The 17139-nt window shown below is 66.3% G+C and carries 19 protein-coding genes and 2 pseudogenes; 9 read left to right on the top strand and 12 right to left on the bottom strand.

Annotation, left to right across the window (positions count from 1 at the left end; all coding sequences use genetic code 11):
* Positions 1 to 161: 161 nt before the first annotated feature.
* From ACFZDE_RS26000 to ACFZDE_RS25980, 5 genes are all read right to left on the bottom strand, one after another.
* On the bottom strand, positions 162 to 2660 hold the full coding sequence (locus ACFZDE_RS26000) for a S8 family serine peptidase (RefSeq protein ID WP_391203611.1): 2499 nt from the start codon (positions 2658 to 2660) through the stop codon (positions 162 to 164).
* A 133-nt stretch (positions 2661 to 2793) separates the two neighbouring features.
* Complete coding sequence (locus tag ACFZDE_RS25995) at positions 2794 to 3780, bottom strand: AAA family ATPase (RefSeq protein WP_391203608.1); 987 nt, start codon at positions 3778 to 3780, stop codon at positions 2794 to 2796.
* Between the two features lie 462 nt (positions 3781 to 4242).
* On the bottom strand, positions 4243 to 4572 hold the full coding sequence (locus ACFZDE_RS25990; protein WP_391203713.1) for a DUF6308 family protein: 330 nt from the start codon (positions 4570 to 4572) through the stop codon (positions 4243 to 4245).
* Positions 4573 to 4625: 53 nt separating this feature from the next.
* Complete coding sequence (locus ACFZDE_RS25985) at positions 4626 to 4880, bottom strand: DUF6308 family protein (protein WP_391203605.1); 255 nt, start codon at positions 4878 to 4880, stop codon at positions 4626 to 4628.
* A 150-nt stretch (positions 4881 to 5030) separates the two neighbouring features.
* Entirely contained in the window at positions 5031 to 5690 is a 660-nt protein-coding gene (locus ACFZDE_RS25980; RefSeq protein WP_391203602.1) for a DUF1524 domain-containing protein, read from the bottom strand.
* 224 nt (positions 5691 to 5914) lie between these two features.
* On the opposite strand from ACFZDE_RS25980, the gene ACFZDE_RS25975 reads away from it, so the two are divergent.
* Entirely contained in the window at positions 5915 to 6832 is a 918-nt protein-coding gene (locus ACFZDE_RS25975) for a Ku protein (protein ID WP_391203600.1), read from the top strand.
* Here the strand turns inward: ACFZDE_RS25975 and ACFZDE_RS25970 are convergent.
* Complete coding sequence (locus ACFZDE_RS25970) at positions 6829 to 7164, bottom strand: DUF6233 domain-containing protein (RefSeq protein ID WP_391203597.1); 336 nt, start codon at positions 7162 to 7164, stop codon at positions 6829 to 6831. The genes ACFZDE_RS25975 and ACFZDE_RS25970 overlap by 4 nt on opposite strands.
* 56 nt (positions 7165 to 7220) lie before the next feature.
* Between ACFZDE_RS25970 and ACFZDE_RS25965 the strand changes: the two genes are divergently transcribed.
* Entirely contained in the window at positions 7221 to 7553 is a 333-nt protein-coding gene (locus ACFZDE_RS25965) for a hypothetical protein (RefSeq protein ID WP_391203594.1), read from the top strand.
* Position 7554: 1 nt separating this feature from the next.
* Positions 7555 to 7758, top strand: a complete 204-nt coding sequence (locus ACFZDE_RS25960; RefSeq protein ID WP_391203591.1) for a hypothetical protein — start codon at positions 7555 to 7557, stop codon at positions 7756 to 7758.
* Between the two features lies 1 nt (position 7759).
* On the opposite strand, the gene ACFZDE_RS25955 is transcribed toward ACFZDE_RS25960, so the two are convergent.
* A complete protein-coding gene (locus ACFZDE_RS25955; RefSeq protein ID WP_391203588.1) occupies positions 7760 to 8044 on the bottom strand; it encodes a hypothetical protein in 285 nt (94 codons plus the stop codon).
* A 147-nt stretch (positions 8045 to 8191) separates the two neighbouring features.
* Between ACFZDE_RS25955 and ACFZDE_RS25950 the strand changes: the two genes are divergently transcribed.
* Positions 8192 to 8401, top strand: a complete 210-nt coding sequence (locus tag ACFZDE_RS25950; protein WP_391203710.1) for a DUF6207 family protein — start codon at positions 8192 to 8194, stop codon at positions 8399 to 8401.
* A gap of 77 nt (positions 8402 to 8478) precedes the next feature.
* The gene (locus ACFZDE_RS25945; protein WP_391203586.1) at positions 8479 to 8610 is read left to right on the top strand and encodes a hypothetical protein; all 132 of its coding nucleotides are present in this window, start codon (positions 8479 to 8481) and stop codon (positions 8608 to 8610) included.
* Between the two features lie 279 nt (positions 8611 to 8889).
* Here the strand turns inward: ACFZDE_RS25945 and ACFZDE_RS25940 are convergent, their stop codons facing one another.
* Together ACFZDE_RS25940 and ACFZDE_RS25935 are read right to left on the bottom strand one after the other, a co-directional pair.
* A complete protein-coding gene (locus ACFZDE_RS25940; protein WP_391203583.1) occupies positions 8890 to 9462 on the bottom strand; it encodes a dihydrofolate reductase family protein in 573 nt (190 codons plus the stop codon).
* A gap of 362 nt (positions 9463 to 9824) precedes the next feature.
* A pseudogene (locus ACFZDE_RS25935) lies at positions 9825 to 10342 on the bottom strand (transposase family protein); the annotation flags it as partial.
* Positions 10343 to 10490: 148 nt separating this feature from the next.
* On the opposite strand from ACFZDE_RS25935, the pseudogene ACFZDE_RS25930 reads away from it, so the two are divergent.
* From ACFZDE_RS25930 to ACFZDE_RS25920, 3 genes and pseudogenes are all read left to right on the top strand, one after another.
* A pseudogene (locus ACFZDE_RS25930) lies at positions 10491 to 10730 on the top strand (IS110 family transposase); the annotation flags it as partial.
* Positions 10731 to 11209: 479 nt separating this feature from the next.
* Positions 11210 to 11446 carry a DUF397 domain-containing protein gene (locus tag ACFZDE_RS25925; protein ID WP_391203580.1) on the top strand — a complete coding sequence of 79 codons (237 nt, stop codon included), beginning with the start codon at positions 11210 to 11212 and terminating at the stop codon, positions 11444 to 11446.
* 95 nt (positions 11447 to 11541) lie between these two features.
* A complete protein-coding gene (locus ACFZDE_RS25920) occupies positions 11542 to 12486 on the top strand; it encodes a Scr1 family TA system antitoxin-like transcriptional regulator (protein ID WP_391203577.1) in 945 nt (314 codons plus the stop codon).
* Here ACFZDE_RS25920 and ACFZDE_RS25915 read toward each other — a convergent pair whose 3' ends face one another.
* Positions 12487 to 13275, bottom strand: coding sequence for an SAM-dependent methyltransferase (locus ACFZDE_RS25915; protein ID WP_391203707.1), 789 nt, complete (start codon positions 13273 to 13275; stop codon positions 12487 to 12489).
* A 216-nt stretch (positions 13276 to 13491) separates the two neighbouring features.
* Positions 13492 to 13767 carry a hypothetical protein gene (locus ACFZDE_RS25910; RefSeq protein WP_391203575.1) on the bottom strand — a complete coding sequence of 92 codons (276 nt, stop codon included), beginning with the start codon at positions 13765 to 13767 and terminating at the stop codon, positions 13492 to 13494.
* A 1108-nt stretch (positions 13768 to 14875) separates the two neighbouring features.
* On the opposite strand from ACFZDE_RS25910, the gene ACFZDE_RS25905 reads away from it, so the two are divergent.
* Positions 14876 to 15100 (top strand): hypothetical protein, encoded by a 225-nt coding sequence (locus ACFZDE_RS25905; RefSeq protein ID WP_391203572.1) that lies wholly within the window; start codon positions 14876 to 14878, stop codon positions 15098 to 15100.
* 607 nt (positions 15101 to 15707) lie between these two features.
* Here ACFZDE_RS25905 and ACFZDE_RS25900 read toward each other — a convergent pair.
* Positions 15708 to 16649: a transposase gene (locus tag ACFZDE_RS25900; protein WP_391203569.1), complete on the bottom strand. Its 942-nt coding sequence runs from the start codon at positions 16647 to 16649 to the stop codon at positions 15708 to 15710.
* Between the last annotated feature and the right edge of the window lie 490 nt (positions 16650 to 17139).

Genomic DNA, 17139 nt, shown 5'->3' with positions numbered 1-17139 from the left:
GCGAGGGCCCGGCTGCTCGCACCGTACTGGAGAGGTCTGACAGGGCTAGCGTACGGAAACCGGACGGGCCGCAGGGCTGCGGCCGATGATCTCAAGATGGCCGGAAGCATGCGCCCGTTACCATCAGGGCCGCCGACGCTGGGCTGGGCCCGCCTGGTCACCTACCAGCCGAATTCCATCTGGATGGGGATGCCGTCCACAATCTCGGTCTGTGCTTGTGGAGTGACCTCGACCGGCACGCCAAGCTGGGTTGCGATAGGGGTGTACAGGTCGGTGGAGACCTCTGGGGTGCGCAGGGAGATCAGGAGGGCGTAACTGACGGGAAGACCGATTCGGTCATTGCGCTTGTTCGCCTTCCACCAGCCGCCCACCGGGTAGACCGCGAGCGTGCCGCAGTCGGCGAGTTCGGCCGCTGATCCGCGCCAGATGTCTGCGTGCAGGGAGCCGAGATTGCGGAATCGGGGGCCGACCAGCCAGTGGCTGTGGGACTCGAACGCTTTCGGGTTGCCGATCCCGTCACTTTCGTGTTCTGCCTGTTCAGCCAACCGCCTCTGGAAGGCGTCGCCTGATTCGGTGGGGCCCTTGATGGCGAAGCGCAAGCCGTGCGAGGCGTAGCTGTAACGGCCGAGCATGCCACGCCGGCCGGGGTTGGGTTCGATCATGTAGGCGAGCGTCACTCGCAGGTCCACGGTGGTCTCGGCCAGCTCGCGCAGCTGCTCCAGCGGCCATGGCAGCTCGTGCAGCTTGAGTTCGGCCAGCCGGACCTGCCCGCCCTTGACCCTCTTGAACGGCACCAGGGTGTTTTGAATGATCATCGTGACGGCGTTGGAGGCGCTGCTGCGTATGCGTTCGGCGGTGGGTACGCCCCAGCCGTAGCGGCGGATCACCTGCCGCATGACCTCACCCTTCGCCAGTCTGGGAGTTCCGGTCCTCTTGAAAAGGCCCTGGTCGACCATGGCCGGCGTCCATTGGGCTTCATGGACGAGCAGGGCGCGGACCGCCTCCGGCCGTAGGCCGGGATAGGTACTCATCGCCGTGGCGGCCAGTGCTGCCGCCTGTGCGGTGGCAGCACTGGTGGCGTTCGTCCAGGTCAACTGACGCGCGGGGTCGTGGTGGGTGGTTGCCACGCTCACCAGTTCGTGCTGGTCCAGGAAACTATCGTCCGGCGCGACGAGCATATTGCCGCCTTCCAGGACGATGTCGGGCTTGGTGATGGCCGCGTTTGTGAGCGCCACGGAGGTTCGGCTGAATGGCGACAGGCCGCCTTGGACGACGAGCGGCCGATACCCACGGAACACGGGAGTATCCGGGACGGTATCCAGGTGCGTGCAGGCCCCGACGGTAAGCACGTTGTGCGCCTGGGCAGGTTCCTCGATACGCGATAGGTCGGAGAGCAGCAGGGGATCCAGCGTGCCTTCATCGGTGAGCATCTGATGGGGAACGGCACCACGGACGTTGCCTGCGCTGACGATGATCAGCCGCGACGCCTCCGGATCCGGTGCTCCAATCAAATCGATGCGGTCGTCTCGCACGGTCACGTCCGTGCCCGCCGCCAGAGCATCCAGGGTGGCCGACCAGAGGGTTGCTGTGCCGTCGACACCGTTCTCACCTTCCCCGGACTGTCGGGTGACGGCCATCGAGAAGACCCGGGCGGACGGCATGGGCCCACCATTGCCGATTTCGGCGGTCGCTACAGCGTTAGCGGTCGTCTCGGCGCAGGTCCGCGGTGACTTTGCCGGCACGTAGCTGTCGTCGAGGATCTTCACGGACTCCAGACCGTGGCTGAGAACCACTGGGCCTTTCGACTCAAGGGCGGCAGCGAAGTCCCCGAACAGGGCGAGCCCGGCCATCTGCGTGCCGTGTCCGCTGCGGTCCGCTGGTGTACTGCCTGGCAGCACGCTGTAGGCCCGCTCGTGCAGTGCCGGCTTGAGTAGCAGATGTTCCTGGGCTATACCCGTGTCCAGGATGCACACCGCGGGGGCCTGCGGGTCGGCGGGCTCAATGCGCTCGGCGAGATCTTCGACGAGGTCCACGCGGAAAGCGCGGTCGACGGCGTAGAGCCCCTCAGCGAAGGTCGGCCTGCGGATCTCGGCAGGGCAGGCGTTCGTGGCCAGCAGGACCGTGAGCTCCTCGCCGGTCGTCGCAACATGCGCGACAAGGCGCTCACCCACATGAATCGCCCGGTCGCTCATGCGCCACTGCCGCTCGCCAGCAAGGTCACGCAGGGTGACAACCGGATCCGTCGGCGAGATCCGCGGATCAAACCACAGCTCCCACCACCGCTCCTCGTCCATGGGCGGCAGGTCCTGCCGCTCCTGCCACAGGTGCTCCAGAAGCGCTCGGTGGATCTGCTCCATGTTGGCCACCAAGGGGGCTTGCTTGGGGTTGCCCCCGTCGGTGTCCTCGGTGAAGGCGTGGATTCGCTGCGTGAACGAGGTGACCTTGTCGAATGGGACCCAGAGCAGCGCATCCTGCGGACTGTCGTCGGTCTGCGGATGGCTGCTCATGAGGGTCAGGCCCGAGCCGTCGAGACGCTCCAGGGACAGCGGGTGGTCACGCGCTGCTTCGATCCGCACGGCGAAACCGTCAGGTTGGAACGCGTCGGGGGTCTCGTGGATGAGCTGGGCCGACTCGCGTTCGGCTTTCTCGAGGCCGTCCACCAGTGCAGCAGCGTGCCCGTGACGGTCCTCGCGTTGGGCCAGGTCAGGTCCGCCTCCGCCAGAGGGCTCCGGGCGCGGGGTCAGGGTGGCGGCCCGCCAAGGCACCACCAAGTGCGGGGTCGCTCTTGCGGGCTCAGGCATGGTGGGAGGCGTGCCGCTCGCTCAGCGCTTCCAGCAGCAGCTGCTCGTCCACCACGTCTCGGCCGGCCAGGATGGCCCGCTTGGCTGCCGCTTCCGCCGCTTTGACCAGCTCGGCATGGCTCAGACCGGATGCACTGTCTGTCACGGCGTCCCACCGTACTGTGCCTGTATCCATTCCGGCTAGCCGTCGGCGCATGACCTCCACGGCTTGCTCGGGCGTGGGGGGGCCGTACGTGGCGATCATGTCGAAGCGGCGGAAGAGCGCCCGGTCCAGAAGCTGGTGGTGGTTGGTGCCGGCGACGACCAGGCTCTCAGAGGGAGCCTCGTCCAGGAACAGTAGGAACGAGTTCAAAATCCTGCGGGCCTCGCCGACGTCGTTGCCTGCCGCTCGCTCGGCGCCGAGGGCATCGAATTCGTCGAACAAGTAGACAGCGCGGGTCTGGGCGACCGCGTCGAAAACCAGGCGCAGTTTTGCTGCGGTCTCGCCCATAAACCGGCTGATCAGTCCGTCCAGACGGATGGTGAACAACGGCAGCTTCAGCTCGCCGGCCAATGCTGCGGCGGTCATGCTCTTTCCGGTTCCTGGAGGGCCGGACAGCAGGATGCGGTGCACTGGAGTGAAGCCGAAACGCTCCAGCCGGGCGCGCTGACGCTGCTCGTGCAGCACGCGGTCCAGAGACGCTCGTAGCCCCGCGTCCAGGGTCATGTCGTCAAGTTGGGTGTCTGGGTAGCCCGCTGTCAGAAGGCTGGTGAGCTCGCCGCGGGGCTGCACGACCGGGGTTGCGGCATTCCGGCTGCCGGCTCTGCTCTGCTTCTGCTGCGCGGTCTCAACCAGCTCACGCAGTTCTACAGCGAACTTCCCCTGCCCCTGGCGAGCGGACTTTGCCGCCACCTGCAGGGCGACGCTATAGAAGAGGTCGTCGTTGGCTTCGGCGTGGGCTCGCACGAGAGCTTTCAGGTGCTCGGCGTTTGCCGCCATACGCCTGTCACCCTTCCGATGCCAGCTACCTGTGAGAGAGGTCTACCCAGGAGCCGATGGGCACCTGCGCCGCCTGCATCGTACGACTCGAGGCGGCAGAGTGTTGCCTGGGCGTTCCCGGTCACCGCCCGTAGCAGCGCACTGTCAGTCAGACCCATGCGGCCAACCTGCCCCACAGAGTGACCATCAGAGCGCCTGAGCAGCGACACAACCGGCCTGACACCCCATCAGAATGAGCGTCACGAGCGTCATTTCAGCGTCAAGATATCGCCCGTAACGCCCACACCGCACATAATGCGCACACACAAAACCGCAGGTCAGGAGCCCTTCGCGGCCGGTTCGAGGATGGCGACACACTCCACGTGATGCGTCATCGGAAGCACATCAAACTCGAGGACAGCGGTTCGGATAGTCGCCCTCGGCGGCCTCGCATGCGCTCCCCTCCACGCTCCACCTCACAGCTCAGCTCGTCGCGACCTGATGCTGCGGGCCTTGATGCATCCAGGCGATGACGTCGAACACACGCACGACACCGAGGTCCTCACCGATACTCGCCTTGCCGCGGAGACAGACCAACTGATCGCGAAAGGCTCCGTTGACCGCCCGCAGGGCCGCAGCCAGCGCGGCCCAGAAGGAGTGGTCTGCCTTCGGTCGCTCGAACAGCTGCTTAATGCGGATGTCGTAGATGGGAATGAGGTGAGGACGCTTACGGCCAGTAACTTGCCTGCGACAGCCGGGCCGCTGCCGTAGGGCTTGCTGAGGTACTGCTTGCTGCCAGCCAGGCGTTCCCACAACTCCCACGCGGGTCCGCCCTCCTCCATGAAGGCATCGCTTCCAGGATTCTCCTAACTTGCGTCACGAGGGATGAGCGACAGCAGGCGCATCCAGTGCCCGTCGGGGTCGGTCAGCAAATTCATTGCCCCGTGAGGCGCGAGGGAGACACTGAGCGTGGTGATGGCCACCAGGTCGTTGCTGTCGAAGCGGTCCGCGACGTGCTCGGCGTCCCCGCCCCCGCCCAGGCGCTCGAAGTGCGCGCCGGAATAGAACAGGTCACCGCTTGCGCGTCGTCGGGTGAAGTACTCGACGAGCAGGCCCGTCACCACCGCTGACCCGACACCGCGTGCGTGAACTGAACACCTCACCCACGCCGCGATAGAACGTTGACGCGCCCGGCCTTCCCGGCCGGGCGCGTCTCGTCTACGCGGACCGCCCTGGCGCTGGCGAGGTGAACCGCGCGGCGCGCCGGGCTCCTATACGGCCGGCTCGTATGTCACGGTCTGCTCTGGGCAGCCGGCCACCACCTCGTGCAGAGCCGTCACCTCGGCCTCATCCGCTGTGAGGCTCCAGCGGAGCTTGGTTGCGACCCACTCGGCGGCGTACCGGCAGTGCGCCTCGGCGGCAGGCGGCAGCCACTGGGCGGGGTCCTGGTCTGCCTTGGACCGGTTCGAGCGGGCGGTGACCGCCACCAGGCTGGTGGCCGCGCCCTGGTCGTTGGCGTACGCCTCGCGGCGCTGCGCCGTCCAGGCCGACGCGCCGCTGTCCCAGCTTTCCGCGAGGGGCACCATGTGGTCGATGTCCAGGCCGGAGGCTGACGTCACCCGCACCTGGTCGTAGTAGGACCACCAGCTCCCGCCCGTAAGTCGGCAGTTGGCTCCGACCGCAGGGGCTTCGACGGCCTCGGAGATCAGGACCTCGGCGCGCGTGTTGCAGCCGTCGGTGGGGTTGGCACCGGCGTTCCAGTGGCGGAAGGCGTCCCGGTCGTAACCGTCGCGGGACTCCGTCCCCACCGGGAGGGCGGCGACTGCTTCGGTCAGGGGAAGCGTCTCTGCCGCGTGGGCGGGCGCTGAGACGGTGAGGGGCAGGACAGTGAGGGAGGCGGCGGCCAGGCCGCGCAGCACGGCTTTGAGCATGAGCTGTTGATAGCGGCCCGTGACGGGGCGCTATCACCGGTTTGTTCAGTGCGCCGCCCGTGTGGGTGCAATGGTCATACCGGGCCAAGTGCGCAAGCGCCACGTCGGAGGCGAGTCAGGCGCCCGACAGGACGGAAGAGCTGCGGGCTGCGCGCCCGTGCACGTGCGCGGGCGCAGTTGCGCTCATAGCCTGGTGTTGCTCGGGGTAGCCACGGAGGTCTGTCATGCCCCGAAACATCTGGAGCGGCGCGATCAGTTTCGGTTTGGTCACCGTGCCGATTTCCGTGGCCAGCGCAACCGAGGACCACTCGATCCGGTTTCATCAGTACCACCTGGAGGACATGGGCCGGGTGCGGGTGCGCAAGTACTGCGAGATCGAGGACCGTGAGGTCGACCAGGGTGAGATCGGCAAGGGCTACCAGCTGACCAAGGAGCAGGTCATCCCGATCAGCGACGAGGAGCTGCGGGACCTGCCGCTGCCGACAGCGAAGGCGATCGAGATCGTCGCGTTCGTGCCGCTGGACTCGGTCGACCCTTTGAAGATCGGCGAGGGCTACTACCTGGCGCCGAGCGGGCAGGTGGCCGTGAAGCCGTACAAGCTGCTGCGCATGGCCCTGGCCCGGAGCAGCAAGGTGGCCGTCGCGAAGTACGCCTGGAGCGGCAGGGAGAGATTGGGCCTGCTCCGGGTCCGCGAGGACGTCATTGTTCTGCATGCGATGCGGTGGCCTGACGAGGTCAGGTCGCCGGAGGAGCTGCTGCCGCCGCCGGTCGAAGTGAGCGACGAGGAGATCGACGGCGCGCTCGCGCTGATGGACAGCATGACCCGCGAGGATCTTGAGGGTAAGGAGTTCCAGGACTCCTACACGGAGGCCCTCTCGCAGATCATCGAGGCCAAGCGGGAGGATCGCGAGCCTCCGAAGCTTGAGGAGCCGGAGTCGAAGCCGGGGCAGATCGTGGACCTGATGGCCGCCTTGAACAAGTCTGTGCAGCAGGCCCGGGCGTCGCGGGGCGAGGACGCCGAGGTGCACGAGCTGCCGAAGAAGGCGGCGAAGAAGCAGCCGGCCAAGAAGACCACCGCGAAGAAGACCACGAAGAAGGTCGCGGCCAAGAAGACGGCCGGGCGCCGGCCGCGCAGCGCCTAGACCTCGATCTCGAGCGCGGTGTCAGGCCGGCACTTCGAGCACGCTGGTACCTGATGGCGGAGTGCCTCGAGCGCCTGCGCTCGGGTCGCAGGCTTCGCCCGCTTGCCCGGGTCCCAGCATTTGCCCGTGTGCAGGGCGACGGTGTTGTTGCGGTCCAGGCCGCGCTCGATCAGCCACTCGGGTGCCGGTGGGCGCCGATCTTCGACGACGCGCCGCTCCGCCTCTCGGCGTTCCTCGTCGGCGATCCACCTGCGGGTGCGGGCCAGGTCGCGCTCCTGTACACGCTCCAGGAAGCGGAGCAGCGCGAGTCGCGACAACTTTGTATCGTTCACGCGTTCGATTCTATGATCGTGGCGTCCCACAGCCCACCCCACCCCCAGGAGCACGCATGAACAGCGAGGAGGCCACCCGCAAGCTGGGCGTTGAACCGGCCTCCCTCTCCCCCGCCCCAGCCGCGCCCCGCTTCGCCCAGACCTGGGCGCGGATGCAGCAGGAGCCGCCCTGCTCCGCCTGCCGCCGGCCGTCCCGCACGAGCGGCGTGATCCATGACCCGGACCACGGGAACCGATGGCTGGACCGGTACCGGGAGTGCTTCCTCGCGACACCGCTGACGCTGCGGGTGCCGCCGGGGCGGTTCCTCGAGGAGCTGCGCGATGTAGCGGCCGACGCGCAGCTACAGCTGCGCACCTACACCGACAAGAGCGGGTGGGAGGGCGAGTGACGTGGATGCCGAGCGGTTCCACCTCCCCCTGACCGCGGGCGGGAAGCCGGTGATGCACGGCTGGTGGGGCAAGAAGCCCACGGCCGAGCACCAGCACCTGTGGTGGATCGGCTCGTGGGGCAGCATCGAGGGCGCCCGGATCGTTTTGGCCGAGCGCGCCGACGATGACGAGCGGGTGTTCGCGAGCTGGTCTGAGGACTCATAGGTCAGCCGCCGGCCACGAGCTCCGGGTGGCGTGCGGCCTTCTTCACGTCCGCCTCGACCTGGTGGCGTGGTGCGCCCTGCTCCTTGGCATGTCCCGTGACCGCAGCCTGGACGTCGGCGGCGAGGTCGCGCCAGGACCGCCAAGCGGTCGACCACGATGCCTGCTGATCGTCGGTCCAGGCGGTCCGGGTCGGTGAACCGTACTGGTCCTGGAGCTGTTCGACGGCGGTGTGTGCCTCATCGGCGGCGCGCTGCATCTGCACGAGTTCTTCGAAGGTATGTGCCACGTGCAGAGATCGTAAGGTGCTGCCGGCGCGGACACGGCCCGGCTCCACGCGGAGGCAGTGTGCGGGCGTCATGCCGGGCCTCTACTCGGTCGAGTGAAGAGCGCAGGATCGGGAAACCTCGGCGGACGCTCACACGTCGTGCCGGGTATGAAGCCGATCAACGAAGCGCACGTGGCAGAACCGGGCCTGGCCGTGGTGGAGGTCGCGGCCGCCGATGACGAGACCGCCTTCGCCGTCCAGGAACTGCTCGCCGCGCGGTGCGCGATCGCGCCGGCGGACCGTGCGACACGGGAGCCCGGCGAGCCCGGCGTACGGCTGCGCTGCTTCCTCGACCTTCGCCAGGAGCCCGGCTCGTAGCGCTGGAGGCCCTGGTCACGAACCGCTGACCAGCCGTGGTCGGAGCCATGGTCGGGGGCAGAAGGACCTGCGCACGCTTGCGGCCAGCATCCGCGCCTGACGCCGAAGGCCGGTACGCCGACGCGGAGCCCGGCCGACAGGCCGGAGTCGAGTGGACGCTGCTCTGGATCGAGAACTCTGCCCGCCAGCTGACCGACGGCAGGCCGTAGCACGCCGGTTGTAGTCCGCCTCAGGCCAACCGACGGAATGGGCTGACACGCGACCGTCACCGGTTGGTGATCCCGCGTAGAGGTGTGGAGATTCCCGGCGAACCGCCGTACGTCGACGAGTGGTCGCACGCCAGTTGGCCACACTGAGAATCACAGTTGGACGCGTAGGAGCTGGATAACGGCATGAGGGTGCATTGCTCGGGCATCAGGACTTGCCCGTGGCCCGATGCGACAACGCGCCTCGACCCGCCACAACCAAGAAGGTGCTGGCCGACCGGCTCAGCGACGGACGCGGTAGCGGATGTGAGTAGCCTCCGGCGTGTCGATCACCCGGATGATCTCCAATTCGATCTGCGACGGCAAGACGTCGAACAGGCGACGGCCATCACCGAGCAGCACCGGGATCTGATGGATCTGCACCTCATCCAGCACCCCGGCCTCAAGAGCCCGTTGAGCCGTGTACGCACCACGCACCTGCACGTCCTTGTCCCCGGCGGCGGCCTTGGCCTGTGCCATCGCGCTTTCGATCCCGTCGGTCACGTAGGTCACCAACGGATAGCCCCAACGGGCGGCGGGGCCGGGCGGGCGGTGACTGGGCACGAAGATCGGGAGACCACCGTGATCACCGCCCCAGTGATCCATGAGCTCGGCAGTGCGTCGTCCCGCGAGCACCGCACCGGCTCTGTTCCATTCGTCCTGGAATTGCGCGGCCGGCCCGGACGACGGGCCAGACTCGTCCTCCGGGCCGGCCCACTTGTGCAGTCGTTCGCCATCGTCGCCGCCTAGGAAATCGTTGGGATCGGCGATATATCCGTCGAGTGACATAGACATGTCGAGCACTGATGCGGACACTTCGACCTCCGTGGTTTCGATCCAGACTGGTTCAACTGTGCTGTAGACCCGGCATGGCGGCAGTACTCATCGTGCAATGCAGCAGCAACAGCTCACGTGAGCCTGCTTGTTCCTCTTGAGTCGCCATCGTCGTCCAGGCGGGGCGAGATCCAGACGGCTGCCCGCGCAAGCGCCGTCGAACACGCGGCGACCGTCCGGCTGACTGACCTGCCCCGTGCATTCCGTCACCCCACGAGCCGCATTTCGTCGGTCCCCCTTCACTGGGTCATAGGGCCTGCTGGTTGCGATCGAACGTCATCTGCGACCATTCGGCTGTGAGCTTTGACCTTGCCGTGTGGGCCGGTGAGCCGTTTCCATGCTGATCAGGTGGCGAGTTCGAGTGCGACGGCGGCACGGACGACGGCAGTGCTCCGGGTGGTGCTACAGCGGAGCTTTCGCAGGAGGCGCCAGCATTTGAGGGTGGCTATGGCGCGTTCGCCGAGGCTGCGGATCCTGGCGGGATCGCGGTTGTGATGCCGACGCCAGCCGTGCAGGTTCTGGCCCAGGAACGGGACGCGGACAGCAGGGACCGCTCCCTGATATGCCCAGCACTTGATGTCCTCGGCGGTCAGGGCGGCGGGAAGGCCGTGGGTCCGGGCCGCGGTCGGGTCGTGTACGGCTCCGGGTAATGCGTCCAAGGCCCAGATCAGACGGCCGACTGGATCCGCGAGGACCTGCACGTTCATCCCATGGTGCTTCTTCTTTCCCGAGTAGTACGGCTGCTCGGCGGCGGGGCGGTCGATCGGCAGCACGGTGCCGTCGAGGATCACGTACGCCTTCTTCGCACGGTCTGCGTGGCCTGCTTCGGTGTGGGCGCGAGGCCAGCCAGGAGGTCGACGGCCGAGGGCGCCACGTGAGCCGACGGCCAGGCCCGCGGCCCGGCGAGACCCCTCTCGTGGACGTCTGCTACCGCCGAGCCGGATACTCCCCCCCTGCTCAGCACGTGATCGCTGCCGGTTTCTTCCGGCTCCTGAACGTTGCCGGTGGCCTCTTCACGGGGCGAACACCCACCCAGAGACGGCAACCGGCAGTTGAAACGGGCGATGTTCCTGTCCGCGTTCGCCGCGCCCTGCACGATCCCGCCTCCCGCACCTACTACGAACGATGCCGAGTCCGCGGGAAGACCTACGCCCAGGCCCTGCTCTGCCTGGCGCCAGCGGATCAACGTGCTGTTCGCAATGTTCCGCGACGGCACCTTCTACGAACCCCGAACCCCATGCCTCGCTTGACGAAAGACATCGAGGCGCCCCCAGGGGCAGGGTATCCCGCGGTCACGACTGCACCACACTGTGCTGTACCGCTTTCGCGCAGCACCGCCCCGGCCCCGGCCCCGGCGGTCACGATACCGGTGCCCCAGCACACGGAAGTCTCTCCAACTGCGGACGGCAGGCCGTCCTCCCAGCGTGGCTGACGCTCGCGAAATCACCACGTCACGCCACCTTTCGCCACGCGTCCGACTCCGGCCATTTTCCGCCCCTACCTCAAGAGCACCAACAGCCCCACACCGTTAGTCATATAAGCATTTTCAGGCGGGCAGAGTATGCACCTTCGAGGGACACCGAAGGAAGGTCAACATCGCTATGCTGCCGAGATATGTTCACCCCACGTGAAATTTTCACGGACGGTGAAAAGGGGGCAGTGGAGGGAAGGTGCCGCGACCTGCCCCGGCAGCGTTGACGCTGGTCAGACGTGAAGGAAAGGTGCGAATATGGACATGGTCATCAATGGCGGCAGGGTCGATGAGATCTCCGGTGTTCGATGGGTGAAGGCGACGGCGAGTGACGCGATCGGGGAGTGCGTCGAGGTTGCACACGTGAATGAAAGCGATGTCGCACTCCGCAACTCCCGCTTCCCCGAGGGGCCCGCGCTGGTATTCACCCGGGCGGAGTTCGCTGCTTTTCTCGACGGTGCGGGCCGGGGTGAGTTCGACGGACTGACTGTCTGAAACGACACGGCCACGGCTTGCTCCCGAGCGACCGGATATGGATCCTGGGCGGGCGACGCGGAACGCGTCGCCCGTTTCGCTGCAGAGAGGCGCCCGTGCCGGGAAATGTTCTGGCTCTGGTGGGTGGTCATGAGCCGCCCACCACTCCGAATGCCGCAACCCGCGTGGTCGGCAACTACCTGCGCCTTCTGCGCAAACAGGCTGGGCTGCGGCAGAGCGACGTCGTCGGCAAGGTGCGGGGCGTCAATTCCACAGCCACCCTGTGCCGATACGAGAGGGACGCCACACGCAAGCTCGACGAGGATACTGTCGTCGCCCTGTGCCTTTTCTACGGGGCTCCACCGGAGACCGTCGAGGAAACCGTCCTGCTCGTGCGGCAGTCACGGCAGGAGACGTGGTGGGCGAGCTACCCCGATGTGGTGGGCAACGACACCCTCAAGCGCGTCTTCGCGACTGAGGCCATCTCCAAGGGCATTCGCTGCTACCACGAGTTCAACATCCCCGGCATGCTGCAGACCGCCGCTTATACACGGGCGCTGATGCAGGACTACTACGGTCTCGCGGCCGATGAAACGACGCGCCGCAAGAACGAGCAGCTGATGAACCGGCGTCTGGAAGTACGCCGGCTACGTCAGAACCTTCTGGACCAACCTGACGCTCCCTCCTTCCAGGCGCTGATCGCGGAAGGCGTGATCGCCAAGTTGACGGGCGGCAGGGCCGTGATGCGCGAGCAGCTGCGCCATCTGTTCAACTTGGCCGAGAACAAGCCCAACGTGCACATCCGGATCCTGCCGAACGCCGCGCAGGAGCTGGGCGGCGCGCGGCATCCGGCGATGACGCTGTTCAAGCCCTACGACAGTGATGAGGGTCAGCTGCTCTACCTGGAGAACACCAACCGGGGCGGGGAGTACGTGGTGGATCCCCGTGAGGTGGAGCCCTACCAGGCATGTATGGACGACCTGTGGGTGCGTACCGGGGAGAAGAGCAAGACTCTGGACCTGCTGCAGACCTATGTCGACAAGCTGGCCGATCCCCGGTAGTCAGGGGATCCGCGCAACGGCGCCGTACTCGATCCACTCCTCAGTCTTCTGCCGGGGGGCGAGGTCGCTGTCCGGTTTCCAGCGGGATACCTCCACCGGCTCGATGCCCTCCACGAGTTCCAGTCCGTCGAAGAACCGGTTGACTTCGCTGACGGACCGCACCTGCCCCCAGGTGTTGTTGGTGATCTCGGCCATGAAGCCGGTGATCTGCGCCCGGAGTTCGGCGTCATCGGAGGCGAGCTGCGAGATGACCATGTAACTGCCCGACGGCAGGCGCCGCGCAACCCTGTGGAGCAGGGCCCAGGGATCGTCGGCGTCCGGGATACAGTGCAGCACGGACACGAACAGCGCGCCGACCGACAGGCCATCTTGAAGCAGCCGCTCGACCTCGGCGCTGGCGAAGATGCTGTCCGTGTTCCTCATGTCAGCCTGGAGTACGGCTGTCGTGCTGGGATCCTCAGCCAGCATCATCCGTCCGTGCGCCAGGACGACGGGGTCGTTGTCGACATAGACGACTGCGCTGGAGGGATCGACTTCCTGGGCCACCTGGTGAACGTTCGGCCGGGTCGGCAGCCCCGATCCATGGTCGAGGAAACGGCGGACACCGCACTCTGCCGCGAGATAGCGCACCGCACGCACGAGGAAAGCCCGGTTGACGAGCGCCAGCTCCCGTGTACTGGGGGCCATCTTCAGCAACTCGGCACACGCATCACGGTCTACTTGATAATTATCGGTACCACCGATCAGGAAATCGTACATTCGGGCGACGCTGGGCCTACTGAGGTCAATGATGAGCCGCTCCCCACGCTCCTGCCCGCGCCCCCGACCCGGGACGCGCGGGGCCCCATCGGACGAATCCCATGTTAGAAGCGTTCAACAGCCGAATGCCACTGCGGTCCACCTTCTAGGGAAGGATTCCCGACGCACATCAGGCGCCCCAGCGCACTCACACGCCCCAGCGCGCGCCCGCACTTCCCGATAGGCAGCAGCCGCTGGCATATTCGCTCACATCTGGTTGGTCATTTTGCGCAGCGCACGTCGGCTCAGCAGGGCGAACTCCGTATCGTCGAGCCCCATCACCTCACCGCCCTGCAGCATGGACAAACCCAGTTTGTGTCGGAGCAGCAACGCGTCCGCCTCCCGGCGTTCGAGAAGGTGATACAGCCGGCCAACGGACACGGTACGGCGCGAACTCGTCTGCTCCACCAGCAGCTCCCACGCCACAGCGGCTGCCGAGGGGCTGCTCAGCACTGCAAGCCACCGCTCTTCCAATTCCCTCATGACCGCCCTCGCGACCGCCACCCCCACATCAGCGGATCCGGCGCAGGCGGCGCCGTAGCGCCAGTAGACCGGCCAGCAACCGCTACAGAACACCTCATAGGTCCCGGACGGCCCGGCTCGAGCGATCCAGCCATCATCCAGCTCCGACCAGGTGCGGACAGGTGTCGGCGCCCGACGAACCTGGCCTGACCTCACAGGTGTTCGCACGTCTCCTACCTTTCCCGCCCACCGCACAGTTGCCGCGACGACGGCGCTGACGGTTCGTCTCCCGACCAGCGCTCTCACAGCGCGACCCCTGCCACCGCGCCCGTCAACAGACCGGAACAGAGAAGTCACTTGCTTGCCTGGGCATGCCGAGGGTTGGGCTACCCTTCGCGCCGCTCGACGGCGCGAAGGGTGCCGAAATGGCTCACGGGCCGGGGCGTCAGTTCCTGCGGATCCTCAAGTACGCCACCGCACTGCGGTCGGCCAGCACTGTGGCGCTCACCCACCACAGCAAGTGAGCCGGCACGTCGTCAGGCTGCCACACGAACCGGACGGCGATACCGGCCACCAGGAGAGAACTCAGTCGCAGCGTCACGAAGAAGACACTCGAAAGAGCGGTTTGCACCACCACAGCCAGCGGAATGCTAGCCTCGGAGAGCGAAGGAAGATGGCGTGCCAACTTCCCTCGCACGTGCTGAATCAATTGCGTGCTCCTAATCTCGCGTTGATTTAATGCACGGATTGAAGGGCTTCGAGGTGACCGCAAATCGACTCGGAGCCCTTCGCCTTACTCCTGCCGGAGGCTAATGCCAGGACCCTTTGGGCTGCATCCGCCCGTAAAAGTGAAAACGGAGCAGGGAACTCCAGCGCGTGGCGGCCGAGGCCATCACGATCCGGTCAGAACCCGTCATGAAACGGACCAACGCCTCATGGACATCGGTCAGAGAGACGACACAAGGTCCGAAGTGCGTGAAAATATGAGTGGACGCCAGGTGTGAGCATCACCCTTGCGAGTGAAGCCGCGACCCCAAGCCTCCGTTGCGGTGAAAGCCCCTTCGCAGCTGCCCGGTAAACAACCTCACCTCAGTCGGTCACGGAGAAGCTGGCCGGGTTAGAAGCGCGCTTGGCCGAGGTCGGTGACCTCATATCCCGGTTCGCCCTGCTGGAAATGCAGTGCCGCTCCGACATCGACCGTCTCCTCATGGTCACCGAGGCCAGCAGCCTCCTGGGATTCTTCAAGGTCGGCACCTTTGCCCAGGTCCTCCAGCACACGCTGGAAGCGTGCAAGGTGCCACCCGTCGAGTACGCGGAGTACGACCAATACCCAGATGGAGATCAGGGCACGTAACCGACTGCGGGCCTCCCGGGGCAAGGGCGTCCGCTCCGTGCTGCACTCCGCATTTACCACGGCTCTGGCCCACTACTGCCGTGAGCTCGACCGGCCGCACCCGGCCTTGTCGTCCTCGACTCGCCCGTCGTCACCTACCGCGGCTCCCACAGCGATCCCCAAGCTGACGCTCCAGGTGACGACGTACCGATGACATCAACCGTCGTCGATCACTTCTACCGGAACATGCTCACCTTCCCAGGACACGGGATCATCTTCGAGAACGGTGCCCCGCCCCACGACGTCATCGCCCAAGCCCGCACCCGCCGATTCGGCCTGCAAGAAGGCGACCGTGCCGGCTTCTTCCCTTCAAGGCGGGAGAGGCGGTCAGGCCAGTGAACGGTTGAGCTCACAAGCTGCGAGGCATAGGAGCGGCGACCGCGGTTCAGTTCTCGTTGCCCACGTGCCAGCGAAACACCGCGCTCGATTCGCGCCGGGGGTGGACTTCAAGTCCAAGGAACGCGCCCAGGCTTACGCTGCCACCCTCGCTTATAAGGTTCAGCGCCGCGCCACGAGAAGCGAAGCCGGTGTGTGGCTCAAGTCGCGGCGGTCCTCCTGAACCAGCCGGTTAGACCTCCCGGGCCACATAGCGCTTGAGACAGCGGATGACCTCCCGTCGCGTCTTGCCCTCCATCACGCGTCGCTCGTAGTACTCCTGAGTTCGCGCATCCCAGCGCAGCCGACTCAACACGATGCGGTGCAGCGCAGCGTTCGCCTGCCGGTTCCCACCGCGATTCAGCCGGCGATGCTGCCTGTTCCCGGACGAGTACTCCACCGGGCTCGCTCCGCACAACGCGGCAAACGACGCCTCACCGCGCAGGCGGTCGCTGTTGTCGCCCATGGCGGTCAGCAACACCGCTGCGCTATGCGGTCCGATGCCCACAGCGTCGATGAGCCGGGGGTGATGACACCGGACCAGGTCCGACAGTCGACCTTCCAACACTCGGGCCTGCGCCCGTAGCTGCTCGATGCGCTCGGCCAGCACACGTAACGTGAACCGTGTCGCCCGGACCACAGGATCCGTACTGTCGTCGCCCTCGCTCAGCTCCAAGCAAGCGCAGACAAGCGCACGGCGGGACAGCGTGGCCAGCTCTTCCCGCAAGGTCGGGTCGGCGGTGACCAGGATCGCCTTGAGCTGGTTCGCAGCCTGTCTTTGCGCCTTCGCTGCGGAGACTTTGGCCACGAGGTACAAACGCGCGATTTCGGCCGGACCGCTGCCTGACTTCACCGGCGAGTGCGCACGACCGCTGAGAACCGCACGCGCAGCGGCTTCCGCGTCGCCTCGGTCCGACTTGCTCCGTCGGCGACGGGCCTCACGCCCAGGGCCTGGAGCCTCAAGGACCTCGATGCCCTGCGACAGGAGATAGCGCGACAGGGCCGCACCGTAGTTACCGGACGACTCCACTCCGGCGCGACGGATGTCACCCAACTGAGCGGCCCAGGCGCGTAGTTGTTGATAACCACTCGCAGCGGCCGGGAAACGCTCGATGCCCAGAGTTCTTCCGGTCATGGATAGCACGGCCGCAACGTGAAAATCGCGATGTGTATCCACCCCGAGTACCGCCTCCGTGGCGTCCCGGGGAGGTTCCATGGAGCAGGCAGGTTTTGATGAAATGATCGTTCCTCTACCCCCGGTGATGGGTTCACCATGTTCGCAGTGCCGCCGGCCCGGACAAGCGGTCACCAGTGAGACAGTGCACGTTCGCCGCGCAAGACAGTGCTCTGGACACGCTTGCCCGAACCCGCGTCCGAGCGCACCGCCTGGCCCCGTGAACGACGCAGGATGGTCAGGGCACTTCGGTCCAGAAAGGAGTCAGCTCCGACGCTGCGGCGGTGCGCCTCCATCCTTCCCGAGCACCCACCTGCCGTACACACAAGCCCTCCCCGTGACAGATACATTGATGCGCGGCAGCGCTCACGCCCCCATGGTCGCGCCCGATGTCGCGCCCCCCGAGAGACCACACGCCCGCGCACGCTGCACGCGTGGGCGGTCTGCATTC

The organism is Streptomyces sp. NPDC007929 (assembly GCF_042959065.1).
GTDB lineage: Bacteria > Actinomycetota > Actinomycetes > Streptomycetales > Streptomycetaceae > Streptomyces.
This window is presented reverse-complemented; position numbering and strand designations above follow the sequence as displayed.